General features: G+C 70.8%; 15 protein-coding genes. 13 read left to right on the top strand and 2 right to left on the bottom strand.

The features are described from left to right. The first annotated feature begins 90 nt into the window (after positions 1 to 90). The gene (locus tag ACX9TP_RS43450) at positions 91 to 2,460 is read left to right on the top strand and encodes an ABC transporter permease (RefSeq protein ID WP_482976581.1); all 2,370 of its coding nucleotides are present in this window, start codon (positions 91 to 93) and stop codon (positions 2,458 to 2,460) included. A gap of 120 nt (positions 2,461 to 2,580) precedes the next feature. Here the strand turns inward: ACX9TP_RS43450 and ACX9TP_RS43445 are convergent, their stop codons facing one another. Beyond that, positions 2,581 to 3,126, bottom strand: a complete 546-nt coding sequence (locus ACX9TP_RS43445; RefSeq protein WP_482976580.1) for a hypothetical protein — start codon at positions 3,124 to 3,126, stop codon at positions 2,581 to 2,583. 246 nt (positions 3,127 to 3,372) lie between these two features. After that, entirely contained in the window at positions 3,373 to 3,615 is a 243-nt protein-coding gene (locus ACX9TP_RS43440; protein WP_482982319.1) for a hypothetical protein, read from the bottom strand. 138 nt (positions 3,616 to 3,753) lie between these two features. On the opposite strand from ACX9TP_RS43440, the gene ACX9TP_RS43435 reads away from it, so the two are divergent. From ACX9TP_RS43435 to ACX9TP_RS43380, 12 genes are all read left to right on the top strand, one after another. Next, positions 3,754 to 4,404, top strand: a complete 651-nt coding sequence (locus ACX9TP_RS43435; protein ID WP_482976579.1) for a hypothetical protein — start codon at positions 3,754 to 3,756, stop codon at positions 4,402 to 4,404. After that, positions 4,401 to 6,149 carry a hypothetical protein gene (locus ACX9TP_RS43430; protein WP_482976578.1) on the top strand — a complete coding sequence of 583 codons (1,749 nt, stop codon included), beginning with the start codon at positions 4,401 to 4,403 and terminating at the stop codon, positions 6,147 to 6,149. The genes ACX9TP_RS43435 and ACX9TP_RS43430 overlap by 4 nt, the downstream gene beginning before the upstream one ends. Before the next feature lie 179 nt (positions 6,150 to 6,328). Further along, the gene (locus tag ACX9TP_RS43425; protein WP_482976577.1) at positions 6,329 to 6,991 is read left to right on the top strand and encodes a hypothetical protein; all 663 of its coding nucleotides are present in this window, start codon (positions 6,329 to 6,331) and stop codon (positions 6,989 to 6,991) included. Positions 6,992 to 7,012: 21 nt separating this feature from the next. Next, positions 7,013 to 7,678, top strand: coding sequence for a SitA6 family polymorphic toxin lipoprotein (gene sitA6 / locus ACX9TP_RS43420; RefSeq protein WP_482982318.1), 666 nt, complete (start codon positions 7,013 to 7,015; stop codon positions 7,676 to 7,678). A gap of 13 nt (positions 7,679 to 7,691) precedes the next feature. After that, entirely contained in the window at positions 7,692 to 8,414 is a 723-nt protein-coding gene (gene sitI6 / locus ACX9TP_RS43415; protein WP_482982317.1) for a SitI6 family double-CXXCG motif immunity protein, read from the top strand. Positions 8,415 to 8,501: 87 nt separating this feature from the next. Further along, complete coding sequence (locus ACX9TP_RS43410; RefSeq protein ID WP_482976576.1) at positions 8,502 to 9,551, top strand: alpha/beta hydrolase family protein; 1,050 nt, start codon at positions 8,502 to 8,504, stop codon at positions 9,549 to 9,551. 12 nt (positions 9,552 to 9,563) lie between these two features. After that, a complete protein-coding gene (locus ACX9TP_RS43405) occupies positions 9,564 to 10,538 on the top strand; it encodes an acetoacetate decarboxylase family protein (RefSeq protein ID WP_482976575.1) in 975 nt (324 codons plus the stop codon). Next, complete coding sequence (locus tag ACX9TP_RS43400; RefSeq protein WP_482976574.1) at positions 10,535 to 11,092, top strand: hypothetical protein; 558 nt, start codon at positions 10,535 to 10,537, stop codon at positions 11,090 to 11,092. Before ACX9TP_RS43405 ends, ACX9TP_RS43400 begins: the two co-directional genes overlap by 4 nt. Then, the gene (locus ACX9TP_RS43395; protein ID WP_482976573.1) at positions 11,089 to 13,392 is read left to right on the top strand and encodes a patatin-like phospholipase family protein; all 2,304 of its coding nucleotides are present in this window, start codon (positions 11,089 to 11,091) and stop codon (positions 13,390 to 13,392) included. The genes ACX9TP_RS43400 and ACX9TP_RS43395 overlap by 4 nt, the downstream gene beginning before the upstream one ends. Before the next feature lie 12 nt (positions 13,393 to 13,404). Next, on the top strand, positions 13,405 to 15,186 hold the full coding sequence (locus tag ACX9TP_RS43390) for a GMC oxidoreductase (protein ID WP_482976572.1): 1,782 nt from the start codon (positions 13,405 to 13,407) through the stop codon (positions 15,184 to 15,186). A gap of 215 nt (positions 15,187 to 15,401) precedes the next feature. Beyond that, on the top strand, positions 15,402 to 20,492 hold the full coding sequence (locus ACX9TP_RS43385; RefSeq protein WP_482976571.1) for a PA14 domain-containing protein: 5,091 nt from the start codon (positions 15,402 to 15,404) through the stop codon (positions 20,490 to 20,492). A gap of 145 nt (positions 20,493 to 20,637) precedes the next feature. After that, entirely contained in the window at positions 20,638 to 26,397 is a 5,760-nt protein-coding gene (locus ACX9TP_RS43380; protein WP_482976570.1) for an RHS repeat-associated core domain-containing protein, read from the top strand. Positions 26,398 to 26,421: the final 24 nt, after the last annotated feature.

The following is a 26,421-nucleotide window of genomic DNA, read 5'->3' as shown; positions in this document are numbered from 1 at the left end:
CAGGTCCCCGCGGCACTGCCTGCCCGCTCGCTTCCGAACCTCCCCCGAATGGCCTCACTCCTCCAGGAACTCCGGCTCGCGGTCCGTTCGATGTTTCGCGAGAAGGTGTTCACCGCGGTCGTCGTCACCACGCTGGCGCTCTCCATCGGAGCGACCACGTCCGTCTTCAGCGTCGTGTACCAGGTGCTGTGGCGGCCCCTGCCGTACCCGGAAGCGTCGCAGCTCTACCGGCTCTTCCAGACCACCACACCGGGCGCGGGCGCCGGGCCCCACCGCGACAGGACGCGCGTCACCCTTCCCGTGTGGAACGCCTGGCGCGAGGGCGCGCACAGCTTCTCCCGCATCGAGGGCTTCCGGGGCGGAAGGCAGGTTCTCAGTGGAACCGAGGCCGATGACCGGCTGATGGTGGGCCGCGCCTCCGCCGGGCTCCTGCCGATGCTCGGCGTGCAGCCCTCGCTGGGGCGGCTCTGGGGCGCGGAGCTGGAGGTGCCGGGGCGGGATGGCGAGGCCGTGCTCTCGCATTCCCTGTGGCAGCGGTTCTACGGGGCGGACCCCGGTGTCCTCGGGCGGAGCATCGTCCTGGATGACACGGTCCACACCATCGTCGGTGTGCTCCCCGCGAGCTTCCAGTTCGAGCCGGAGGTGGAGGTCTGGAAGCCGCTGGCGCTGGACCCGGCCACGGAGCAGGGCAGCGCGCTGCGCGTCTTCGGCCGGCTCCAGCAAGGCGCCACTCCCGAGCAGGGACGCTCCGAGCTCGTCCGGCTCGCCCTGGGCGCCGAGCGCGTTCCGGGCGTGACTGTCACGGGGATGAGCCTGGAGCCGCTGCACCAGCTGTGGGTGGAGCAGTCCCAGACGCAGCTGCAGGTGGTGAGCGCGGTGGCGGCCCTGCTGCTGTTGCTCGGGTGCGCCAACCTCGCCAATCTGCTGCTGGCGCGGGGAAGCTCGCGCTTGCACGAGATGTCGGTGCGCCTCGCGCTCGGCGCGAGCCGGATGCAGCTGGCGCGGATGGTGCTCGTGGAGAGCGGAGTCCGGGCGCTGCTCGGGGGCGTCCTCGGACTGCTCATCGCGCTCTGGGGGAGGGATTTGCTGGCCACGCTCGTGCCGCCGCAGCTCATGTCCGGGCCGGGCGTCGAGCCCTTCGTCCTGGTGACGGCCTCCTTGGTGTCCGTCGCGACGGCGGTGCTGGTGGGCCTGCTGCCCGCGCTCCACGTCTCTCGGGGGCCGGCGGCGCTTGCCCCGATGGCGCGGGGCACGCGCGTCACGTCGATGGGCTTCACCCGCTCCGTGCTCGTCGTCGTGCAGCTGTCGCTGGCGATGGTGCCGCTGGTGGGCGCGGGGCTCATGCTGCGCACGGTGTGGAAGCTCCAGAACGTCCCCCTCGGCTTCCAGGCGCACGGCGTGACGGTGGCGGAGGTGTTCCTGCCGCTGGAGAAGTACGCGGGAGAAGACGCCGCGGCCTCCGTCGCGCGAAACCTCATCGCCCACCTCGAGTCGATTCCCGGAGTGCAGGCCGTGGGCCTCACGGGCAACCTGCCCTTCTCTGGGAGCGTGTGGCGGCAGACCACGGGCGTCCACGTCGTCGGTGAAGGCGCTTCCACCGACGCGCCGGTCCAGGCCGGGTATGTGCCCGTCACCGGGGGCTACTTCCCGGCGCTCGGAATCCCGCTGAAGGAGGGGCGCTACCCGGACGCGAGGGACACAGCCTCCAGCCCGCGCGTGGTGGTCGTCACCGAGGCCTTCGCCCGCCGCTTCCTTCCGGGCCGGAGCGCCGTCGGCGCGCGCCTGGAGCTGGAGGTGGTGGATGACGGCTCGCGAAAGGTCCACGAGGTCGTGGGCGTCGTCGGGGACGTGCCGATGGAGCGACTGTCCACGGTGCCCTCGGGCGACGTCTACGTGCCCCTGGCCCAGGACCTGCGCCACAACCTGAGCGTGGCGGTGAAGTCCACGCTGCCCACGGGGCAGCTGATGCCCCTGCTGCAGCAGCGCCTGCGCGCGACGGACGCCAGCCTTCGCATGCTGAAGGTCCGCCCGCTGGAGACGGTGGTGGAGGAGAGCTACGCCCAGGTGCGCGTGGTGGGCGGGCTGCTCGGCGCCTTCGCGGTGCTGGCGGTGGTGCTGGCCGCGGTGGGCCTGTACGGCATCCTCGCCTTCTGGGTGGCGCAGCGCACCCGCGAGCTGGGGATTCGCAGCGCCCTGGGCGCGACGCCGCGCCGCCTGCTGCGCTTGGTCATCGGGCAGGGGCTGCGGCTCACGGGGCTGGGGCTCGCGGTGGGGCTCGTGGGCGCGGCGCTGATGGCGCGGGCGCTCGCGGCGATGCTCTACGGCGTGTCCACGTATGACCCGCTCATCTTCGTCGGCGCTCCGGTGGCGCTGCTATTCACCGCGCTCGCGGCGAGCTGGCTGCCGGCGGTCTCCGCCATGCGCGTGGCGCCGAACGAGGCGCTCAAGCGGGAGGGCTGACCGTCCTCACCGCAGCGGATACAGGGGCGCTGCGATGTGGAGCGAGTCCTCCCCGGTGACGTGGGCCCGCATGCGCGCTCGCATGCGGCATGGGGCCCACCGGGCGCGCCCGCGTGCTTCTCAGCGGGTCGTCGAACCGCCGCCGGAGCTCGTGTCGCTGCCCGAGGTGCCAGCGGCATTGCTGTCGGAGTTCATGGAGTCACCGCCCGAGCCACCCGTACCACCGGCGGTGTCGGGGCTCGTGCTGGTGTCGCCACCCATGGTGCCCGAGCCGCCGCTACCCGACGGCATGGCTCCGCTGCCGCCCGTGCCGCCACCGGTCGAATCCATGCTGCCGCTGCCAGCGCCGCCCGTGTCTCCACCCGCGCCGGTGTCGCTCCCCGAGGCGCCATTGACGCCCTGGCCGCTGGCCGGGACTCCACCGGTGTCGCTGCTGCCAACGTCCTGCATGCCGCCCGTCGTGCCGCCACTGCCGCCAATGCCTTCGGTGTCGCTGCTCCCACCCAGCTGGCTGCCCGAGCCGCCCGTGCCCTGCTGCTCCATGCTGGTGTCCTGTTGCTCCGCCGCGCTGTCCTGCTGCCCGTGGTCGCTGCATCCGCTACCCACGAGCGCCGCCGAAGCCAGCGCACCGACCAGCATCGCGCCCCTGAAGCCTTTGGCCTTCATGATGTCTCCTCTCGAATTGGTGGGGATACCCTCGAACCTTGAGGAGCGTGCGCACGGGCGCGTATTGAACCCAGGGCCAACGGGGCCCGGCCCGCACGGCTGGCCGCACCGCGGGCTTGCACGGGAGGGCCCCACGACGCTCTCTGTCCTTCAGTCGTGTCGCTTCACCGTGACGCCCATGGGAGGTCTGGCGGTCCAAGGACGTCAACCCGGAGAGCAGGCCAGGAAGCGCAACGCCCTTGCACTTCACACCGGGTTGCGAAGGCCCGGCCGTCGCTTGTGGAGCCGCTCACCGCCACGTGGAGCGTCCACCCCATCCGCGCCCAGGCGCGGGCCTCGTGGCCGCTTGCCCACGGGAAGGGTGGCGATGACTCGGCCGGTGGTGGTGTCGATGACGGAGATGTCATTGGACGCTTCGTTCCGTGGAGGGGGCGGTGCAAGGACCGGAAGGTCCGCGTGCCGTGCTGGTGCGCTCGCGCAAGTGTTCACCCCGGTGCGCTCGGCGCGGTGGGCCACGGGTGTAGGCCTCGCGGCCGTGCGAGTCACCCGACGGAACCCTCGTCTCGCGGGAGGTTTGAAGTCACGCGGAAATGGCGCTAGAGCTGCGTGGCAGCGACCGGGGGAAGCATGCGCGCACGGGTGGACATGGCAGGGGTGGGGGGCGCGGTGCTGGGCATCCTGCTGCTAGCGGCCGGAGTCCCGCTGCTGGTGCCCCGCTGGGTGCTGGAGGACGCGCCGGTGGCCTCGGCGACGGTGGCCGCGCCCCCGCCGGCGACGCCCGCAGTGGTCCAGCGTGACGCTGCGCCCGCGCCTGACGCCACGAAGGATGCGCCCCGTCCGCGGCTCCAGGTGGAGCTCGCCACGGGAAGTCAGGGAACGGTGGTGGAGGTGGCTCGCGCGCGGACCGCGTCGCCCGCGCTGGCCCGGTTCGCGGCGCTGGTGCCGCTGACTTCCGATGAAGAAGCGCTGCTGCGTGAGGAGTCGGTGGATGACATGGCGGCGCTCGTGGCCCGCACGGAGCGGGCCTTCATGGACGCAACGCCCGAGACTCGCGCGGAGAAGGAGCGGCGCTACCTGGCCGCGCTGAACCTGGCCGCGAAGCTGGCGGCGCCTCCCGAGCCCTCCGCCGTGGACGCCCGCGCGCGGGAGGTGGAGGCGCGCTACCAGCAGGCGCTGGCGGCGGAGCGGGTGAAGTGGAAGGACCTGGCTCCCGAGGAGCAGGCGCACCAGCAGGCAGTCTTCAAGGAGTGGTTCTTCGGCCGGGAGGAGTCGCGATGAAGGTGTGCCTGGGAGTGCTGTTGCTGCTCGCGCCCGTGGTGGCGATGGCAGGTCCCCACTACGTGGCCTCGCGCGACTGGGGCAGCTTCATCTGGCTGAGCACGTACCTGGACGCCGGCCAGACGTACACCTTCGAGACGCGCGACTTGACGGGCACGTCGCCGGACACGGTGCTGCACGTGCTGCGCGACAGGAGCGGCTGGAGCCAGGTGGCGGTGGGGGACGACTGCGCGGGGGGGACGCGCTCATGTGTGACTTTCGTCGCGCCGGACTCGGGCTACTACCGCGTCTGGGTGCGCGCCTACGCGGACGGGCGCGGCGGTACGGCGAGCCTGTACCGCAACGGCACGCTGCTGCTGGCCAACCAGCCCTTCGGCGGTGTGCCCGTGGCCTTCTCGTGGAAGGCGAAGGAGACCTTCCGCGTCAACTCCACGACGCCCAATGCCGGAGACCACCTCCTCTTCCTGCTGCGCTCCAACACGGAGTTCCTCCAGCTCGATGACGACAGCGGGCCCAAGGCGTACCCGCGCGTCGTGGCGACGAGCACGCAGAACACCGGCGCCCAGCGCGTGGTGGTGGGCCGCTACCCGGGCAGCACGGGCACGGCGAGCTTCGTCCACGACGAGGAGCTGTGGTCCACGGTGTTCGACGACAACGACGGGGACGAGGACGGCCTCTCGGACGCGCTGGAGCCGGTGGTGGGGACGAATCCGGAGGAGGTGGACTCGGACGGGGACATGGTGCCGGACGGGCTGGAGCTGTTCGGCAACGACGGCTTCTCCTTCTCCGAGTGGGGGAGCCCCACGGCGCGGGACGTCTACGTGGAGGTGGACTGGATGCAGCACCCGACGAACCCGTACCTGACGCGGCAGCCATACCCGGCGCTGGTGGCGGACGCGGCGGCGGTGTTCGCCCAGGACTCCGGCGTGAGGCTGCACGCGTTCATCGACGGGACGCTGCCCTGGTACGAGGTGGTCTGCTTCGGCGCGTGCAGCGGTGGGGTGGACTTCTACACGCTGAAGGGGAGCGCGTTCTCCACGGTGAATCCGGAGCGGCGGCCGTACTTCCACTACGTGATGTGGGCCTACAAGCACAGCAGCAGCACGTCGTGCTCGTCGGGCCGGGCGGAGATGCTGGGCAACGACGTCATCATCAGCATGGGGTGCTGGAGCAGCCCGAGCACCGGAGAGCAGCGCGGCACCTTCATCCACGAGCTGGGGCACAACCTGGCGCTGGACCACAACGGCAACGACGTGGCGAACCAGTACAGCGTGGTGCACGACAGCGTGATGAACTACCGCTACCAGCTCACGGGGGTGAGCAACTCGGGGTGGCACTCGTATTCGCGCGGGAGCAACGGGTGCGCGTCGTGCGGGACGTCGCCGAAGGCGGAGTGCGCCGAGTGCAGGGATGGCTTCCTGGGGTGCGGCTATCCCGGGTGCGCGGTGTGTGACTGCGATGTGAACGAGTGGGGCTCGCTGGCGCTGGACTTCTCGGACGACGGTGACGCGGATGACGGCACGGGCCCGGTGAAGGGGCGCACGCTGCTGGCGAGCTACGTGCCGGATGACAAGGGTGGGCCGGCGCGGTTCCAGCCCTTCGTGCCGCACGTGGAGCGGCCGGCTGAGGCACGGCGCGAGGCGGTGCGCCACAAGCGGGAGCGACTGCTGTCGCGAGGGCAGGTGGAGGGCAGGGACTTCCACGTGTCGGCGGACGGCACGGTGCTGTACGCCGAGTGCCCGTGAGGTTTGGGACCTTCCTGCTGGTGCTGTGCGTCGTCAGTTGCCGGGCACGCTCAGAGGGCACTGCTTTGGACGCGGGCGTGGCTGTGTTGCATGCGCCCACAGTCGAGCGGACACGGCTCGTTTCCACAGAGGCCCCGTTGGGCCCCTGTGACGAAGTCTGGCGCGCAGCGCAGGTGAACGTGGCCTTCAAGGAGGACCCGGAGGACGCGGCCGGACGGCGCACGGGCCCACGGCTGGAACGACGTTTCACGGTGGCGAGGCAGCTTCAGGGCGCGTACCGCCATCAAGACCAGTGGGCCTCGGTGCTGGAGTACGAAACGGGCACGGTGCGAGGTGGCGTGAGCTACAGCCTCACGGTGCCGGACGTGCTCGCGGACCTGAAGGGGCGCACGGTGGCGTGGGTGAGCCACCGCGAGCCGGCGGGCTGCCTCTCCAGTGACGGTGAGGAGCCGGTGCTGCTCGCGGGCGACACGCTGCGCGACGAGAAGGGAAGGCTGCTGCTGCTCACGGTGCCGAGCGCACCCACGACGCCGGGAGGTGAGGTGTTGTTACCAGCGGGTCTTGTCCCGGAGCTGAAGGTCCGCTGGGAGGATGCCGGCTGCGAGGTGGGGCAGGGGACCCGGGCCAAGGGTGTGCGGCTGCGCTTCGAAGTTGCAAAGGCCCGGAGCACATCGTCCGTGCCGGTGTCCGCGAGTGTTGGCGCTACGGTGCCCCTCATGCTGAATGGCCTTCGCTACGAGGTCCGCGTGGCCCGTGCGCGGGTGGATGTCGCGGGCCACTGTGGACAGGCCGTGTTCGCCCTGTTCCGCGAAGGGCTGCGCGAGCAGCGACCCGCGGAATGAGGATGCTAGGGTTTGCGGATGATGCGACCCCTCCGGGCTGTCTGGCTGTCGTGGTTCGCCGTGTCCTGGTTGGCCTGTTCAACCGTCGCGCCGCCCTACCAGCAGAAATGGGACGAGGCCGAGGTGGAGTGCGCCCACGCGGAAGAGGACGCGTGCGTCACGCTGCTCTGCAGTGACGCCGCTTGCGGCTTCTACCGCTGCGAAGACGTGCCTGGGGAGGTGCTGCTGGCGCGCTTTCCTCCCGCGCGTCCACCAGCGGCTGCGGCGGCACCCGGCAGTGGCCCCCGGCGCAACTGGGGAAGCGGGATGAAGCTCCCCGGCGGTGGAGAGCCGGTCTTCGTCATCCCCTGGCATCCAGAGCCCCGGCCCATTCCGCCGCAGCTCCAGCTCCCCGCTGGCCGCATTGAGAAGCACCACATCTTTCCTCAGGCTCAGGATCTGGCGAAGTGGTTCGCGGAGAGAGGCGTCAGGCTCCACGACTACACCCTGCCCATTCCGCGTGACGTCCACCTCCGTATTCACCGAGGTGGAGACCGTGGAGGCGCGTGGAACAACGCCTGGCGTGAGTTCAGGGAAGCGAACAGGCGGGCGACCCGGGAGGAAATCTTCAAGCACGCCGGTGAGCTCATCTATCGCTTCCAGCTCCTGGGTGGCCCCGTTCAGAAGTACAACGCTCATTCAGGCTGAGGGCTTGGGACTGATGACCCGGTTTTTCTGGCTCCGTGAGGACAAGGCGGCAACTGCCCGGTACAGCGGGGACTTCGATGCCGCGCACAAATGGGGGCTGCCCGGGGTGGAGTGCTCCACCTGTGGTGCCACATGGGGAGACGCAGGACACGACTATCCGGGCGTGGACCTGTCCCAGCTCCCGGAGCGGAGTGCGTTCGAGACGGCCAGGCCCGAACCATTTCCCGAGTTCTCGCGGCTCCGAGAATTGGTGCGCCCATTGGCGCCCCCAAATGCCGAGCTGCCACCCGGTACGCATTTCGGGCCGCTGGTGGGGACAGCCCGTGGAAGCTTTGGTCCGTTCACCTGGCTTGGGTCTTCGCAGTTGCTGATGCGTCGCGAAGCGCTGGAGCGCCTGCAAGCCGAAGGTGTGCGAGGGCTGCTCGGCTGCAGGACAGAGCTGAGGTTCCGAAAGCGGGACCCACCGGAACTGCTGGAGCCCCAGATGGAACCTCGCGGCCAGCTTCATCCGGACTGTCTCCCGAAAGACCTGCCTCCGCCATGTGTCACCTGTGGCTGGCTCGCCTTCAGCCGTCCAGATGACCCCATCCTCGACGCCGCCTCCCTGCCCACGGACGTGGACCTGTTCCGGGTGGGCAACTTCGCCACGATGATTGTCGGTACCGAGCGGTTCATGGAGGCCGTGCGCCGCCTCGAATTGGACGGCATCACCTTCCGCGAGCTGCCCACGCGCTGAGCCCCTCAGAGGGCAGGCGAGCACGGCCTTCCGTCACGGCGTCACATCCGCGCGGCTCCCACTCGAACGAGATGGGAGGTCTGCCCGATGTTCGTCGAACCCGCCAGCTCGCCGCGCCACGAAGAGGTCGTCCCGTTCCTCGCGGGTGATGGGCGAGCACTCAACCTCATCCACGTCCACGGCGAACAGGAGGCACCCAAGGGACCGGTGGTCCTCGTGCACGGCGCCGGAGTCCGCGCCAACATCTTCCGCGCCCCCGTCCGCCAGACGCTGGTCGACGCCCTCATCGACGACGGCTACGACGTGTGGCTGGAGAACTGGCGCGCCAGCATCGACGTGGAGCCCAGCGAGTGGACGCTCGACCAGGCGGCCGTCCATGACCACCCCGCCGCCATCCGCACCGTCGTGCGCGAGACGGGCCACGACACCGTCAAGGCCATCATCCACTGCCAGGGCTCCACCAGCTTCGCCATGTCCGCCGTCGCCGGCCTGCTGCCCCAGGTGGACGTCATCATCACCAACGCCGTGTCGCTGCACCCGGTGGTCTCCCACGCCGCGGAGCTGAAGCTGAAGTTCGCCGTCCCTCCCGTGGCCCGGCTCACCGACTACCTGGACCCCCAGTGGAGCTTCGGCGCCCCCACGCTCACGGCCAAGGCCCTCAACCTGCTCGTCCGAGCCATCCACCACGAGTGCGACAACCTCGTCTGCCGCTGGTCCAGCTTCACCTACGGCGTCGGCTTCCCCGTGCTCTGGCGCCACGAGAACCTCAACCCCGAGACACACGACTGGCTCCAGCACGAGTTCGCCAAGGTCCCTCTCACCTTCTTCCTGCAGATGGGCCAGTGCGTGCGCGCCGGGCACCTGCTGCCCGTGGAGGACTTCCCCTCGCTCCCCGAGGACCTCGCCGAGCGCGAGCCCCAGACGGATGCGCGCTGGGTCTTCCTCGCCGGTGAGCAGAACCACTGCTTCCTGCCGGAGAGCCAGCGCCGCAGCTTCGAGCACCTGGAGCGCTTCCGCCCCGGCTACCACTCGCTGCACGTCGTCCCCGACTACGGCCACCTGGACATGTTCATGGGCCAGGACGCCTCCCGCGATGTCTTCCCCCTCATCCTCGCCGAGCTCGACAAGCCGGTGTGATGGAGCCCCTCCATGTTCCGCCATCCCAAGCGCATCGACACGCAGACCGGCCGCTTCTCGCGCGTCGATGGCATTCCCTATGAGCTGCCCATCAACTCGAAGGATTCCCCGGCCCTGATGGCCGCCTTCCCCATCGACGCACAGAAGGCCGCCCGGCTGCTGCCCGGCGACGAGCTGCACCCGCTGCGCATCAGCCGCAACAAGGGCGTGCTGATGATTACCGTCATCGACTACCGCACCACCGACATCGGCGCGTACATCGAGTTCAGCATCGCCATCGCCTGTACCTTCGGGCCCCGCCGTGCGCCCCCGCTGCTGCCCGTCCTCTTCCAGAAGAAGTACGGACTGGGGCAGTACGTCGTCGACCTGCCGGTGAACACCGAGGTCTCCGTCAAGGGCGGCAAGGGCATCTGGGGCATGCCCAAGCACCTGGGCAACCTGGACTTCCGAATCGAGGACGGCACGGTGAGCAGCCGCTACGACGAGGGCGGCAAGCGCGCGGTGCGCATCGAAATCGAGCGCCCGAAACACGCGTGGCTGCCCCTGCGCATGGCAGCGGCCAACTACTGCGCGTTCCGCGGCATGTTGATGAAGAGCTACATCTACTTCCGGGGCAGGCTCGGCTTCCGGCTGGGCCGGCGCGCACGGGCGCGGCTCGAGCTGGGCGACCATCCGCGCGTGCAGCCGCTGAAGGACCTGGGCATCTCGTCCCGGCCCCTGTTCACCGGCTTCTTCCCCAAGACGAGCGGTGTGCTCGACGACCACTTCGAGGCGTGGTTCCTCAGTCAGCCCTCGCTGCCCGCCGACACATACCCCGAGGGACTGGAGAGCGTCTTCCACCTGGGCCAGGGCCAGACGCCCATGCCGCCTCCGGGCGAGGCTCCAGCGGCGCGCACCGCGCCCGAGGGGGAGCTGCTCACCATGGAGCAGGAGCTGGTGGAGGAGGTCACCCATCCGCACGCGTCCGAGCAGGAGGCGCACCCATGAGCCGGCAGGGGCTCCACCTGTTCAACGCCGCGCTGCTGTTCCTGGGCGCGTCGCTGTACCTGGGGACGGGCTGGTCGCTGGTGCTGTTCTCGTTCTCCGTCGCGCCCATGCTCACGGTGGACAACTACTGGATGCAGTTCGTCCCCCAGCTCGCCGTGGCCACGCGCGTGCTCACCGCCGTCACCTTCGTGATGCTGGCCTCGGCAGTGGTGCTGTTCTGGTACGAGCGCCGCACCGCGCTGCGCTGGTATCCGCTCATCGTCTTCGTGGGCGTGCTGGCCGCCGGGCTCGTCACCCGCAACCTCATCTTCCCCTACAACCGGGAGATGGCCGAGGGCATCACCGACCCGGACCGCCTGCGCGAGGTCCTCCGCGACTGGATGGCGCTGAGCCGCCTGCGCGTGGCCATCTGGACCGCGGAGTGGCTGGCGATGATGGGCTACTTCGCCCACAAGCTCCTGACGCTGGAGCGGCGGGTGACGGCAAGGCCGCGCGCCGTCACACCCGCACGTGAGGTCCGAGGCGGGCGCGGGCCCGTGGAGGCCCTGCCATGAGCGCGCGCTGGCTCCAGGCCCATGAGCGACAGTGGCGATGGGTCATCCAGGCCATCGCGTGGGTCACCATCGTCAGCGGCGCGGGGATGATTGTCATGCCCGGCATGCTGCTCGCGTTCCTCGACGCGGGGACGGACCCGACCAGCCGTCACACCTTCGGCATCGAAGGCATGTTCATGGTGCTGTTCGGCGGGCTGCTGCTCCATGGCATGAAGTCCCCGCGCGAGAATGGCGTGGCCGTGCTGTGGGGCGGTGTGCAGAAGCTGGCCGCCTTCGGCGCGGTGTCGCTGGGCGTGCTGCGGGGCGTCTTCTCTCCGCTCGCGCTCACCGTGGCCGTGTTCGATTTGCTGTCCGGCGTGGTGGTGCTGGGCTACCTCGCCTTCCTGCGCCGCGAGCAGCGGGCCTCCGTGGCCGGCCGCACCGGGGCGCTCACCGCGAGCGGGGCCGTGACCGAGCCGCTCGGGATGTGCGCTCCCGGAGTGGGCATGCCACCCTCCGGCCGGCCCCGGCCGGTGCCGGGGATGCCCGGCGCTTCGATGGCGGAGGTGCCTCCGTCCGGCCCGACACGGCCCGGGCCGACGATGGCGGACGCCCCTCCGGCGGTGATGACGGGCACGCACGCGTCCGGAGAAGCACGGCCGACATCGGTGATGGCGGGCGAGCCTCCTTCCGGAGAAGCGCGGGCGGCGACGGTGGTGGCGGGCGCGCCCATGATGGATGCGCGGCCGGTGCCCCCCTTCACCGCGAGCGGGCGGAAGCGCTCGCTCATCCTCGCGGGTGGCGGCATGCGCGTGGCCTGGCAGGCCGGCGTCCTGCGCGCGCTGTCGGATGCGGGGCTCACCTTCCAGCATGGCGACGGCACGTCGGGCGGCATCATCAACCTGGCGATGCTGCTGTCCGGCCTGTCTCCGGCGCAGATGTGTGAGCGGTGGCGGACGCTCCGGGTGAAGGACTTCGTGTCCTTCGTCTCGCCGGAGCAGTACCTGCGCGCCTGGAAGATGGAGGCCATGGGCGACGCGGACGGCATCGTCCAGCACGTCTTCCCGCACCTGGGCATCGACGTGGACGCCATCCGCGCGCACGAGGGAATGGAAGGCACCTTCAACGTCTGCGAGTTCACCCGGAAGACGAACGAGGTCATCCCCCACACGCACGTGGACCGAGACCTGCTCGTGGCGGGCATCTCCCTGCCCATCTTCATGCCGCCCGTGCGCAGGGCCGGCGCCATCTACACGGACTCGGTGTGGATTCAGGATGCCAACCTGCTGGAGGCCGTGCGCCGGGGCGCGGACGAGCTGTGGGTGCTGTGGTGCATCGGCAACACGCCCGCGTACGAGCGCGGCGTCTTCCGTCAGTACGTCCACATGATTGAGATGAGCGCCAACGGCGCCCTCTTCGCCCAGCTGGCGCAAATCGAGGACCTCAACGCGCGCATCCGCGCGGGCGAGGAGGTGATGGGGCACCGCGAGCCCATCGCCGTCCACCTCATCAAGCCCGAGCGCCCGCTGCCGCTGGACCCGGACTTCTACGCGGGGCACATCACCGCCGCCTCGCTCATCGACATGGGCTACTCGGACGCCTGGCGCTACCTCGCGGTGGCCGGCGACCGGGGCCTCCCCCTCACCCCGGAGATGACGCAGATGACCGAACCCGCTCCCGACCTGACCTTCCGCGAAACCATGTCCGGCCCCCTGGCCCTCGGCGTTACCGACCCCGTGGCCGGCGCCCACCAGGGCAGGGACACCGCCTTCACCATGCACTGCACCATCAGCGTGGATGACATGGACGCCTTCGTCAGCGACGTCACCCACGCCGCCCGCCTGGTGGCCCACGTCAGCTATCCGCCCTTCGGCGAGGACCTGCCCGTGCGCCAGGGCTCCTTCAACCTCTTCCGCTCCGGCGATGACCCGAACACGCGCCTGATGACGTACGGCCTGCGCTTCGACGCCAACGGGAAGGAGTACTACCTGGAGGGCACGAAGACCATCCACGACGACCGCGGCCCGGACCTGTGGAGGGACACCACCCGCCTGTACTCGCAGCTCCACGAGGGCCCGGACGCACGCGGCCCCGTGGTGGGCGCCGGCGTGCTGAAGCTCGGCGTGGGGCAGCTGCTCAAGCTCATCGCCAGCATGCGCTCGGCCCGCGAGGGCACCGAGGGGCTCGAGGCCGTGGGCCGCTTCGGAAAGCTCTTCCTGGGCACCCTCTGGGACCTCTACGCGCCGCGCGCGCGCAAGGAGGAGCCCGAGCGGGCCCCCGAGGACGCCGAGCGCGGGCAGGAGCCGACGGCGAGCGTGTGAGGAGGGGACACCATGGACGCTGGCAATACGCACTACGACGTCATCATCGTGGGCTCCGGCTTCGGCGGCTCGGTGATGGCCTGGCGGCTGGCGGAGGCCGGCCTGCGGGTCTGCGTGCTGGAGCGGGGCAAGGCGTATCCGCCCGGCTCCTTCCCGCGCAGCCCCTATGGGATGCGCCGCAACTTCTGGGACCCGAGCGAGGGCATGTACGGCATGTTCAACCTCTGGTCCTTCCGGGGGCTGGGCGGCGTGGTGTCGTCCGGGCTGGGCGGAGGCTCGCTCATCTACGCCAACGTGCTGTTGCGCAAGGACGAGAAGACCTTCGTCCACGAGGACCTGCGCGACGGCGGCTACGAGTCCTGGCCCGTCACCCGTGAGGATTTGGACCCGCACTACGACGTCGTGGAGCGGATGATGAACGTCCAGCGCTACCCGCTGGAGCATCCGCCCTACGCGTCCACCGCCAAGACGCTCGCCATGAAGCTCGCCGCCGAGCGGCTGGGCCGCGGCGCGGACTGGCAGCTGCCTCCGCTGGCCGTCACCTTCGGCAACCCCGGCGAGCCGCCCGTGCCGGGCGAGCCCATCCGCGAGGAGCACCCCAACCTCCATGGCCGCACGCGCACCACCTGCCGGCTGTGCGGGGAGTGTGACATCGGCTGCAACTACGGCAGCAAGAACACGCTCGACTACACGTACCTGTCCGCCGCGAAGCTCCAGGGCGCGGAGCTGCGCACGCTCACCGAGGTGAAGGAGTTCTGGCCCGGGGAGCACGGCGGCTATGTCGTGCAGTACGTGGACCACTCGGAGGCGCGCGAGGGCGAGCCGCTGGAGGTCTCCTCCGAGCTGCTGCCCCGCGTGACGCTCACCGCGGACCGGCTGGTGCTGTCCGCGGGCACCTTCGGCACCACCTACCTGTTGATGAAGAACCGGCGGCACTTCCCGGCCCTCAGCGCGCAGCTCGGCACGCGCTTCTGCGGCAACGGGGACCTGCTCGGCTTCCTGCTCCGGTGCAGGGACAGCAGCTCCGGCACGCCGCTGCCGCGCGTGCTGGACGGGGGACGGGGGCCCGTCATCACCAGCGCCCTCCACTTCCGGGGCGAGGAGGAGGGGGGCACCGGGCGCGGCTACTACGTGGAGGATGCCGGCTTCCCGGAGTTCCTCAACTGGCTGTACGAGGGCGCCCACCAGATTTCGTTCCTCAAGCGCGGCGCGCGCCTGGCGGGCCGCATCGCCAAGGGCTGGCTGGGGTTCACCCGCGACTCGGACGTCAGCGAGGAGATTGCGCAGGTGATGGGCGACTGCACCGGCTCGGCCACGTCCCTGCCGCTGCTGGCCATGGGCCGGGACATCCCCGACGGCAACATGCGCCTGACGGACGACGGGATGCTGGACATCGACTGGCGGATGAAGGCCTCCAGCGAGTACTTCCGCCGCGTGCGCGAGTCCATGCGCGAAATCGCCGACGCGCTGGAGGGGAAGCTGGTGCACAACCCGCTGGGCTACCTGAGCCGCGTCATCACCGTGCACCCGCTCGGCGGCTGCCCCATGGGCGGCGCCCCCGAGGAGGGCGTGGTGGATGCGAACGGCCAGGCCTTCGGCCACCCCGGCCTGTACGTGGCGGACGGCTCCGTCATGCCCGGGCCCACCGGGCCCAACCCCAGCCTCACCATCGCCGCGCTCGCGGACCGCTTCGCCGACCACCTCCTCGCCGGGCGCTCCCACCCCGTGTCCGTCCCCGCCCCCGCCCGAGAGGACGCCATCGCCTCCGCGCCCGGCGACGCCCCCCCCGCCTGAGCGGGCCCTCTCGGGGCACTCTACCGATAGCCAGGATTTCCGGTCCCGCTCGTATACGTCCGAGCGCCGGGACAGGGAACCGTCGCTCGTCGAGAGTTCCAACGAAGCTGTCATCGAGGGGTGGAGTGCGGCGCCGCTTGCCGGGGCGGTGCCGCGAGCCTCCAGGAGCGGTCGTGCGAGGAATCGTGTGTCGAAGTCTGGGATTGGCGCTGGCCATGGCCGTCCTCGGAGCTTGCGGAGTCGAGGAGGGGGCGGGGCGCGGGGATGGGCTGGGGGAGCAGCAGGCCGCGGTGGACGAGGCCAGCTGCCGGCCGGAGCGCTTCGCCGAGCCGGTGGCGGACAAGATGAACCAGGTCTGCCGGGGACCGTGGGTGTTCCGCAACAAGTGTCCCACCGTCGCGTCCGCCACGGCGTGCGGCCTCAGCCACTACGCCGATGTCTGCAAGCGCTGGTATTGCCGGCGCCAGGCGTTCGGTGTGGAGGCGTACTACACGCCAGCGGAGAAGACGGCTTCGGCGACGCTGCACGGCAGCGAGCTCTCGGTGCAGGAATGCCCTGGCTACAGGCGCTGCACCACCCAGACCTTCACCAACTATTCCCTGACGGCCGCGCAGGTCGCACAGCAGCGGCGGGACGCGGAAATCGGCGCCGGCTGGCAGCACCCGGACACGCCCATCACCTACACCGTGACGACCGGCACCATGTCGTTCGGCCCCAAGTCCTACCCGGACTGCTACGACGATGGAGAGGGCACCACCTGCTACACGACGCGCTCCTTCACCCAGCCCGCCACCACCACGCTCTACAACGTCGTGAAGCGCTACAACGAGCGCGAGGGCACGAGCGACCCGACCTGCCGGGAGCGCTCCGAGGACTACCTCTGCAACCCCGTCTACAAGGCCTGCCGCGCCACGGGAAACCCGCTGGAGGCGGACCCCGCCACCTGCGACGGCAACGTCAACCTCGACTACGTCGGTGAGGATCTCCGGCTGTCGGAGCGTGGGCTCCAGTATTCCCAGCCGGGCCTGACGCCGAACGGGCTCACCGCCGTGCATACCAAGGCGGACACCCGCACGTCCGCCATGGCCTCCTTCGAGTGCACCACCGGCGATGACATCTCCCCCAGCCAGCCCCAGGCCCGCTACGCGCGGGAGATGAAGTACCTCCAGATGCTGGAGCAGGACGCCCTGCCGCTCAGCGTGAACCGCGTCGCGCTCTACAACCAGCTCGTCACGGACCTGAAGTTGCTGGCGGAGCGGCACGGCGACCAGCTCACCTCCGCCCAGCTCCAGGAAATCCTCCGGCTCTACCAGCCGCGCACCGCGAGCCAGCGCCTGTCCTCCAACCGCTTCGTGCGGCTGGACACGCGCCCGGACTACTACTGGGCGCAGGGCGGGCCAGCGCAGGGCGTGGACGTGAATGGCTTCTCCCTGCGCTGGACGGGCTTCGTGCGCGTCCCCAACACGAGCGAGTGGGCCTTCGGGGTGAATACGGATGACGGCGCCCGCATGCAGGTGGCGCACCTGACGGCGGACCGCTGGGGCACCCTCTCCGAGGGCATCATCCAGACGCCCCTCGACTACTTCGTCGAGGGACAGTACCTGCCCGTCAGCATCGACTACATGGAGGACACCGGGACGGCGACGGCCACGTTCTTCATGTGGGACGAGACGAACTGGATGCAGCTGTTCCCCACGGACGTGTACCCGCCGAGGGCGGATGACCCCTCCCAGCCCGACCTGGCCCGGCGGGGCTTCAAGGGGGAGTACTTCACCAACACCTCGCTGAGCCTGTCCTTCGTCGACAACGCGCTGCTCGGCGTGGACGCCTGCACGAGCGAGCAGACCCCGCCGGTGCCGTACGGCACGAGCGCGGCGACAGATGCGCTGAACAACACGCTGGCGCTGTGCCGGGTGCTCGCCCGGGGCAACCACGTGTCCGTCGAGCGGGCCTCCGCCGCGCTGGACCTGTGCGGTGGCCTCGCCGAGCAGGCGCGGCTCGTCCCCGCGGCCGGCAGCCTCTACGAGGGCCCGGTGCGCGACATGCTCAAGCCGCTGCTGGAGCGCGCCTTCCAGGCGGCGCTGCCCGGCGTGGGCAGCGCGGCGGACACCGCCCTGCGCGCCCGGTTGCGGGGGCTGCAGCGCTGGTACGCCGCGGGCCGCGCGCTCGAGCCCGCCACCCTGCCTCCCGGCGAGGCCTTCTGGGGCGACACCCACCTGCTCGTCAAGGCGTTCTGGGAGGGCGTCTATTCCAACCGGCTGGTGCTCACCGGCGCCGGGCAGACGACGCTGCCCTCCGACTTCGAGGAGCGGCTCACCCGCTCCCACCTGGAGGCGGACCAGGAGGTCCTCCTGGCCGCGCTCCCCTCGGACGCCCAGCCGCTGACCTCAGCGCCGCTCGCGCTCGTGCTCAGCGACGCGCTCCAGACGGCCACGCTGAAGCTGCGCTTCTCGGGCGCGGCGCATGACCTGGCCTGCCGCCTGAAGGACTGCAACGCCCTGGGCACGACGAGCAGCGTGGCCCAGACATGGGCGGTGTTGAGCGCGCTGCCTGACGGCGCCGCGCTGGTGACGGCGGTGGACGGGGCCACCCAGGTGGACCCGCGCTGGCACACGGTGTTCGAGCAGCTGCGCATGAACTACCTCGTCCTCGCCCGCGCGGTGGCCGACGCCGCGGGCAGGCCCGCCCCCGCCGACGTCACCGCGGCCAGGGTGCTCCTGGAGGAGCAGCTCGTCACGCAGCCGGTGGACGCGCTCTCCGCCCCGCTGCGCAACCTGGCCTCCGTGGTGCGCATGGCGCGCGAGCGCACGCGCAACTACGCGGCCACGGGCCTCATCGAGGCGCAGGAGCGGCGCGAGCTCCACCAGGGCATGCACCTGGCCTACCAGCAGGCCGCCATCAACGCCCTGCCGGCGAAGGCCACCGCGCTCCAGGCGCAGGTGGACGGCTACGCCACCCAGCGCACGCAGCTCGTCGCCGACCTGCTGGCGGAGGCGCAGAACGCGTCGCTCACCGCCACCCTCAACGCCAGGCTGCAGGTGGAGCTGGAGCGCTTCTCCAAGGCCAGCGATGACCTGTCCGCGCTGCGCTACCTGGTGGGCACGGCGGATGCCCGCTGGGCGCGCTTCATGGCGTCGTACACGGCGGCGTCCTCGGCCGCCATCCTGGACGGGCACCTGCTCCCCAGGTCGGGGGGGACGTCCACGCTGGACATCAGCGCCGCCAGCGCCCGCTACGTCCTGGGACACACGCAGCCGACAGACGACGTCTACACCTTCGCGGCCCACGTCGCGCCCAACACGAATGTCTGGCGCGCGAGCGCGCGGGCCAGGGACATCATCACCGTCCAGGTGCCCGACTCCGACGTGTACTCGCCCACCTGCGCGCTGCGCTCGTACACGGGGCTGCGTCCCGTGGGGAGCGTGACGAACAGCAACATCTCCATCGGCGACGCGCTCATCGGTCCGGAGGGGTACGTGCTGCGCATCGAGTCGAACAGCTTCGTCGGCCGGCAGAACGCGTCCGTCTTCGACAACGCCCAGTACTCGTCGCACTCCCACTCCAACACCTCCTGCTACGGCTTCTCGGCGAACCTGTCCTACGGCACCATTCCCACGACGCCCCTGGGGGCCTCGCTCGGCTTCTCCGCCAGCACGCAGGAGTGCGAGAAGACGGAGAGCGGCACGAGCCAGTCCTGGCGGCAGTCCTCCAGCACCACGCAGGGCACGGACGCGCGCATCTCCGCCAGCTTCGCGGGCGGCCTGCGGCTGCCCAACACGCCGTTCCCCGAGTTCCCCGCGGGCAGCCTGCTGCTGCTGGAGTTGAAGAAGGACAGCACCTCGGACGGGGCGGCCACGCGCGAGGACATCCTCAACGTGCACGTGGTCCGCAAGCCGAGCACCACCGTCATCCCCCAGACGGACGTGGACCTGCTCATGGTCCTCAACGACCGCGCGGACTGCGCACCGCCCACGGACCCGACGCAGGTGGTGCAGTACGGGCGCACGCTGCACGTCACCCTGCGCCAGTTCGAGCCCGCGAGCGCCTTCATGTCCCAGCTGCTCACCGCCATCCAGGAGACGCGCGCGCAGCTGGCCGACCAGTCCGCGCCCCTGCTGCAGAAGGGGCGGCTGACGCCGCAGGACCTGGCCACGCTGCGCACGGAGGCCTACAGCCAGTTGCAGGACGCCTGCCAGTGCGACGTGTCCAGCTATCCGCCGTCGGTGATGAGCGCCTTCAGCGCGTGGCTGGAGCACTTCCTCACCACGCTGGAGCGGCGGGCGGAGATTGACGCCCTGCGCCGGGAGCAGGGGCTGGCGCGCATGGAGCTCCAGGCCCTGACGGACGAGGTGGCGCGCAACGCGGCCCAGTCCCACCTGCGCCAGCTCATGACGCGCTGGCGGCTGGCCACCGTGCAGGCCCACTACCTGGAGTTCCCGCTCCAGAACCTGATGGCGCTGCTCAACCAGGAAATCTTCCCCATCGTCTCCCTGCGCTACCCGGAGGTGGTGGGCAGCCTGATGGGCACCCACTCCGCGGACGTGGATGCGCTGCTGACCACGAGCTGGACGGCGTCCCCGCTGGACCAGTCCCGCACGCTGCTGCGGGTGGTGAACGCGCTGCACCCGCTGCTGGACGACGCGTGGCGGCAGTCCAACACCTCCACGGGCGCCTTCCCCGTGGCGGCCGTCTACTTCCCGCGGCCGGGGAAGGTGCAGCCCACCTACAGCGTGCCGCCGCCGGGCGTGGACCTGCCGGAGACGAGCGAGCGCGTCGTCACCGCGTGGCGGCAGCTGTTGGACCCGTCACTGGGACGGGTCCGCTTCACCGTGCTGCCGGAGGACCTGTACTCGAAGTCGGGTGGCAGCGCGAAGCTGCTGTGCAACCGGGGCACGCCGGTCATCCGCAACTTCAGCCTCTACTTCGTCCACCAGGCCCTGCCGAACGAGGAGACGTGGAACAACGGCGAAATCATCCTCCCGGCATGGGCGCAGAGCCAGATGACCTTCCCCACGCAGCGAGGGCCCGTCGTCTACCGGCACCAGAACCCCGCGTGGCTGGGCGACGGCGTGACGACGCTCTACGGCATGCGGGAGGACGCCATCACCCACTTCCGCAGCTGGACCAACCTCCGGCTGGGCAACGGGCTGTCGCCCTTCACGTCCTTCGACGTGGACGCCTCGGTGCTGGCGCCGTACCTGACGGACCCGTTCGCGCTGGAGGACGTCGTCGGGGTGATGCTGATGTTCGAGGTCGAGCCGAAGACGGTGGCCTCGAGCATGACGTGGATTGACAGCTGCCGGTAGTTCCCGCGGCCGGGCCGGCGCCGTGCCCTGTGCGCACGGCGTCGGCCCGCGTGTAGGCGTCGGGTGTGTCATCGCGCGCGTCTCCTCCCGTGAAGGGGTGCGGGGCGCGCGCTTCTTCTTCCCCTTCACAGGATGGACTTCAGCGATGAAACGACGGGACGTGGTGTCCTCGTGGTGTTGTGGATTGCTTTGCCTGCTGGCCTTCGGGGCGCGGGCGCAGACGACGGCGCTGGACGCGCGGGTGCAGGCGCCGCAGCTCAAGGCTCCGGAGCGCGGCTCGCTGGCGGGCCCGCTGGCGGGTACGGCCTTCGGGCCGGGGGACGTGAGCCGGGGTGGCTTCAGCCTCGGCTCCAACCTGGCGCTGCCCGGTGAGCGCGGCTCGGCCCTGGTGCAGCCCTTCCCGTCCTACTCGCCGGACAAGGGGCTTTCCGAGTGGGGCATGGGGTGGGGCAATGCGCTCGTCATCACCCGGTGGCGGGCGCTGGGCGCCATCGACTACGCCACCGACGAGCTGACGGGGCCGTGGGGCCGGCTGGTGCGCGGCGCGGACCAGCGCTGGTACGCCGCCGGGTTCGAGTCCCAGGTCCGCGTGGACGAGGTGGGCGACACGCTGGTGGCCACCCAGCCGGACGGCAGCCGCTGGACGTTCGGCGGGACGGCGCGGACGGTGACGTCGCGAGGCACCTATGCCTGGTACCTCACCCGCGTGGAGACGCCGCTGGGGCGCCAGGCGCAGCTCGCCTGGGAGGCCAACGCCTCCGGGCGCCAGTTCCTCAAGCGCCTGTCCTATGGGGGGCAGGGCACGGACTTCCAGAACGAGGTGGAGCTCGACTACACGACGCTCGCACGGCCCTTCCGCGACGTGCGCTCCGGCAGCGAGCTGCTGCTGGACCGGCGCGTGGCGACGGTCATCACCCGCGTGCGCCACGCGCAGTCCGGCCTGTGGGCGGAGCGCTGGCGCCACGCCCTCGCCTACGAAGAGGAGGGGCTGGGGCCCGCGTACTTCCTCACCGGGGTGACGCAGAGCTTCCCCTCCGGGCAGGCGCTGCCGCCCATGCGCTACACCTATCACCGGTCCGGGGACCACCTTTCGGCCGCGGTGCTCACCGCCGCGCCCCCGCTCGACGGCGTGCTCGTCGCGGAGGGCGCGTTGGCGACGCAGCCCGACCGGGCCTCGCTGCTGGACATCGACGAGGACGGCCGGATGGACCTGGAAGCGGCCGAGGACTACACGCTGTGGCGGCAGCAGGACGGCGCCTTCGTGGCGGAGGCGCCTCCGGCCCCCGCTCCGGGCGCGCCGGTGGACTGCTGGCGCGCGCCTTCGGCGTCCAACCCGCCCCGGCTGCTGGCGCAGCTGCGCAACGGGGACGGCGCCCACCAGGTGCTGGGCATGCGCACCCAGAGCTCCAACACGGAGACGCTGCTGACGGTGTGCACGCGCGCGGGCGAGGTGCTGCAGACGCGGGTCCTCCCGGGCGGCAACTGGATTCCCTCGGCCAACGTGAAGCTGGCGGACCTGAACAAGGACCTGCAGCCGGACTTCATCCGCGTGTCGGCGGGCGCGTACTCGGTGCTGCCCAACACCAGCGCCGCGGGGACGTTCAGCTTCGGCCCGCGCATCCAGGGCACGCTGCGGCCGTCCTTCACCCCCACGGCCTCGTGGGTGCATGACTTCAACGGGGACGGGCTGGCGGACCTCATCGCCCGGTATTCCTCCGGCGTGGTGGTGTGGCTGGGGCGCGGCGACGGGACGTTCCTCGACGCGGGGCTCGTCTACGGCGTGAAGAATGGCAACTCGAGCATCACCAACCTGGCGGACTACCACTTCACCTTCGTGGACGCGAACAAGGATGGGCTGGCGGACCTGCTGCTGACGCGGCTGACCGGCACCGGCAGCTTCTTCTTCGTCAACAACGGGAAGGACTTCGTCTACCTGAAGGTGGACGGGCTGCTGAACCTGTCGAGCAGCGCCTCCAAGCCCGTGGTGGGGGACTTCTCCGGCAGCGGCAATACGGAGGTCAGCTACGTCATCGGTGGCCACGCCTGGGCGCTGGAGCTGGACGCGCCCCAGACGGGGCTGCTGGCCTCGGCGGAGGACGGGCGGGGCACGGCGCTGCGCTTCGAGTACGCGCGCGCCCCGGCGCGCACCGGCATCCGCGGACGGCCCGCGGTGCTGTCCGCGCTCGTCTCCGAGTCGAGCGGCACGGGCGTCGTCCGCCACACCTACCAGTACGACGCGCCCATCCTGCACTCCCAGGCGCACTTCCTGGTGGGCTTCGGCGACGTCACCCACTCCGCCCCGGGGCTCGTCACCGAGGCCCACTTCCTGCACGCGGACGACTACGCGGGGCTGCTCGCCTCGGAGACGCGGCATGACCTCCAGGTGCCCGGTCTGCACATGTATACCTATCGCCAGTACGAGGACGCGCTGTACCAGGGCATTGCCTGGAAGCGGCTCAAGGAGGACGGGAGCGGGTGGGCGCAGGACGACGGCCAGACGCTCGGCGAGCGCACGGAGTACCTCGCCTGGGCGGACGGGCGCTGCCCGACGCACACCGTGCGGCACACGCGCAGCGGCACCCTGACGACCCAGACGTGGCTGGCCACCGTGCCCACGCTCGCGGACGCGCTGCACTGCACGACGCAGCGCACCCGGGTGACGGGCACGCACGCGGACCCCGCGCTCGACTTCCAGCACGAGGTGCGCCTCACGCGCGACGCGAAGGGGCTGGTGGAGGCGGTGGAGAGCCTCACCCCCGACGAGGCGCTGCTCGTCCAGGGCGTGACGTACCGGCCGGACAGCCTCGTGCAGAGCGTGACGGTGCCGGGGCAGGGCACGACGTCCTTCGAGTACGAGCCGGGCACGCTGCTGCTCAAGCGGGCCACCACGCCCGACGGCGTGGTGCTGGAGGCCACGCAGCGTGACGCCGTCACCGACGCCATCCTCGACTTGACGACGCTGCGCGGCACGCGGAGCTTCACGCAGTCCTTCCGCCACGACGGCCTGGAGCGGCTGGAGCGGCAGTGGGACTCGCTGGGCGGGGCCAGCGCGGCCAACCCCAACGTCCTCCTCACCTACCGGTACGCCACCGCCACCCAGCCGGGCAGCATCCTCACCCGGACGCTGGTGGACGCCGCCACGGGCTCGGCCAGCGCGAAGGTGGAGTGGCAGACGGCCGGCGGAGCGCCGGTGGCCAGCGCGGTGCGCATCCCGGAGGGCTGGGCCGTGGAGGACGTGACGATGCGGGACGGCGCGCTGCTGGAGTCCCGGACGTACGCGCGCGCCCCGCTGGATGCGACGGTGGACCTGACGGCCGTGGACTACGCCGACCTGCTGGCGGGGGCGGACGTGCTGGGCGTGCTGAAGAGCTCCGGGCTGGGGCACGAGTCCGAGGCGCTGAGTCACCTCCAGGTGGGCGTGACGCGGGACGTGCTCTCGGGGCTGTCGCTGGAGGGCGGTCTGCTGAAGCAGGAGTCGTGGGAGAACGGCACGCACGCCACGCGCCGCTTCATGGACACGGGCCGGCAGGTGGTGGCCCTGGAGAACGAGGCGTCCGCCCGCACGTCCTTCGAGTACGACGCGCTGGGGCGGCTGCGCCGCGTCTGGCTGCCGGACGGCACGTCCCACGCCGTCTCCTTCGACGGGCACGGGCGCATGTCGCGGGTGGAGCGGGAGGGCGTCGCCTCGCTCGGCTTCACCTACGCGCCGGTGACGGGCCTGCTGGCGAAGAAGACCTTCCTGTCACCCACCGGCGCGCCGGTGCGCGAGGAGGCGTACTCCCACGACGGGATTGGCAGGACGGTCCGCGTGCGGCACACGGACCTGGCCTCGGGCGGCACGCGGGACTTCGACTTCTACTTCGACGGAGCGACTCCCGAGGTGCCCACGGCCACGGACTGGCCGGGCCTGCTGACGGCGGTGGCGGGTGAGGGCTTCACGCGGCGGATGGAGTACCGCGTGGACGGCGCGCCGCTCAAGCGCACCCTGTCCCTCACGGGCTGGCGCACGGTGGAGACACAGCTCACCCCGCGCGAGGACGGCAGCGCGCGCGCGGAGGCCACGTGCGTGCGCGAGCAGGACGGCACGCCCGTCACCTGCGTCACCCTGGCCTACGAGACGGACGCCCACGGGCGCACGCGGGGCGTGGCCGTCAACGGCACGCCGCTCGTCATCGTCGACCATGACGCGCAGGGCCGGCTGGCGGCCGCCACCATCAACGGTGATACGAATGTCACCTTCAGCTACGACGCGCTCACGCGGGTGACGAACGGGTTCAGCCAGAGCCGGGCGGCCACCGGCTTCTTCTCCTCCACCTCGTGGAGCCACAACGCCCGGGGCCTCATCGACACGGAGAACCTCTCCGTCGCGGGCCTGTCGCTGGTGCGCAGCCACGCGTACTCCCCCGAGGGCTACCTCGTCGCCACCTCGGACGCGCTCGACAGCCATGGCTATGCCTACGGCAGCACGGGCCTGCCGGAGCTGGTGGGCACGTCCGGCCAGGTCCGCGCGCTCTCCCGCCAGGGCCACACGCTGCAGGCGGGGGGCACCACCTACCAGTTCGACGGGCTGGGGCGCACCGTCGCCCGGGACGGCCTGACGCTGGAGTACGGCCCGGACGGGCAGCTGGCGCGCGCGACGCGCGGGACGGACGCGTGGACCTTCATCCACGACGAGTCGGGCCACCGGCTCGCCAAGCTGAACGGGGGCGCGCACCTGGCGGCCTACCTGGACGACGGCGCCTTCCTCGACGGCAGCGGGCTGACGAAGCCGCTGCGCGTGGGGGGACGGCTGCTCGGGGTGCTCGTCAACGGCGCGTGGCGGCCGCTCGCCACGGACATGCGCGGCACGGTGGTGTCCGACGACACCGGCGCGCCGCTGCCCGCGTCCCCGTACGGAGACCGGGCCAGCCGCCCGCAGACGGCCGCCTACGACTTCGTCGAGCGGGCGTACGACGCCGACCTGGGCCTGGTGCGCCTGGGCGTGCGGGACTATGACCCGGCCATCAGCCGCTTCCTCACGCCGGACCCGCTCTTCCTCGAGGAGCCGCAGCGGTGCCTCTCCAGCACCGTGAGCTGCAACCTCTACTCCTACGCGGCCAACAACCCCGTCTCCTTCACGGACCGGGAGGGGCAGTTCGAGGAGCTGGTGCACGGCGCGCTGACCTACCGGCTGGCGCAGCTGGCCGGCTTCAACGACAGGGACGCGGCCGTCATCGCGGCCTACACCGCGGGCGTGGACCACTTCTCGTTCTCCACGCCCGTGGACGCGGCCAACGTCCTGACGGGCAGGACGACCACCTTCCATTTCAACCCGGGAGCGGACGAGATGCTCACCCGGTACGCCGACACGCCCGGAGGAAGCCTCGCGGCCTTCGGTATCCTGCTGCACGCCGTCCAGGACGGCGGCTACGGTCCCCTCTGGGTGGTGGACGCCGAGGCGGGCGGCTACACGTACTCGTACAACATCAGCGGTCCGCACTCGCGGGGGCTGCCGATGTACTCCCCGTCGCTGAGGAACGTCTCGCGAGTGGGACACGGCTTCGGCATCAACGAGGACGGCAGTGGGAGCGCCTTCTGGAACCACACTGCGGACCAGGCCTTCCGCAACCCGGAGGCGAACCGCGCGCTGCTGCTGAGGATATTCGGGGACATGCAGCGCTTCGTCTCCTCCTACTACGGCGCGGGCGTGTGCAGCGCGGGGAGCCAGGACGCCGCCCTGGGGGAAATCAACACCGTGGTGGGCATCACCACCGACGCGCAGGCGATGAAGTACGCCTGGGACGTGGGCTACATGGACGTCATCGGCAACATCCAGAGCTCGCGGAAGATGCCGGACGGCGCCGACCTGGCTCCCCTCACGGGCAGCAACTACGACTGGATTTTCGACTCCAGCCTGGCTCCCTGAGTGCGGCACCGGCTGCACCGGCAT

The organism is Pyxidicoccus sp. M15 (genome assembly GCF_056858435.1).
Note: the sequence above shows the minus strand (reverse complement) of the source record. Positions and strands in the feature narration are given on the sequence as shown.

What these genes read in the sequence shown, in the direction of transcription:
- ACX9TP_RS43380 (WP_482976570.1), top strand. Translation starts at nt 20,638, where the DNA reads ATGAAACGACGGGACGTGGTGTCCTCGTGGTGTTGTGGATTGCTTTGC.
- ACX9TP_RS43445 (WP_482976580.1), bottom strand. Translation starts at nt 3,126, where the DNA reads ATGAAGGCCAAAGGCTTCAGGGGCGCGATGCTGGTCGGTGCGCTGGCT.
- ACX9TP_RS43395 (WP_482976573.1), top strand. Translation starts at nt 11,089, where the DNA reads ATGAGCGCGCGCTGGCTCCAGGCCCATGAGCGACAGTGGCGATGGGTC.
- ACX9TP_RS43430 (WP_482976578.1), top strand. Translation starts at nt 4,401, where the DNA reads ATGAAGGTGTGCCTGGGAGTGCTGTTGCTGCTCGCGCCCGTGGTGGCG.
- ACX9TP_RS43400 (WP_482976574.1), top strand. Translation starts at nt 10,535, where the DNA reads ATGAGCCGGCAGGGGCTCCACCTGTTCAACGCCGCGCTGCTGTTCCTG.
- ACX9TP_RS43435 (WP_482976579.1), top strand. Translation starts at nt 3,754, where the DNA reads ATGCGCGCACGGGTGGACATGGCAGGGGTGGGGGGCGCGGTGCTGGGC.
- sitA6 (WP_482982318.1), top strand. Translation starts at nt 7,013, where the DNA reads ATGCGACCCCTCCGGGCTGTCTGGCTGTCGTGGTTCGCCGTGTCCTGG.
- ACX9TP_RS43410 (WP_482976576.1), top strand. Translation starts at nt 8,502, where the DNA reads ATGTTCGTCGAACCCGCCAGCTCGCCGCGCCACGAAGAGGTCGTCCCG.
- ACX9TP_RS43385 (WP_482976571.1), top strand. Translation starts at nt 15,402, where the DNA reads ATGGCCGTCCTCGGAGCTTGCGGAGTCGAGGAGGGGGCGGGGCGCGGG.
- ACX9TP_RS43450 (WP_482976581.1), top strand. Translation starts at nt 91, where the DNA reads ATGTTTCGCGAGAAGGTGTTCACCGCGGTCGTCGTCACCACGCTGGCG.
- ACX9TP_RS43405 (WP_482976575.1), top strand. Translation starts at nt 9,564, where the DNA reads ATGTTCCGCCATCCCAAGCGCATCGACACGCAGACCGGCCGCTTCTCG.
- sitI6 (WP_482982317.1), top strand. Translation starts at nt 7,692, where the DNA reads ATGACCCGGTTTTTCTGGCTCCGTGAGGACAAGGCGGCAACTGCCCGG.
- ACX9TP_RS43390 (WP_482976572.1), top strand. Translation starts at nt 13,405, where the DNA reads ATGGACGCTGGCAATACGCACTACGACGTCATCATCGTGGGCTCCGGC.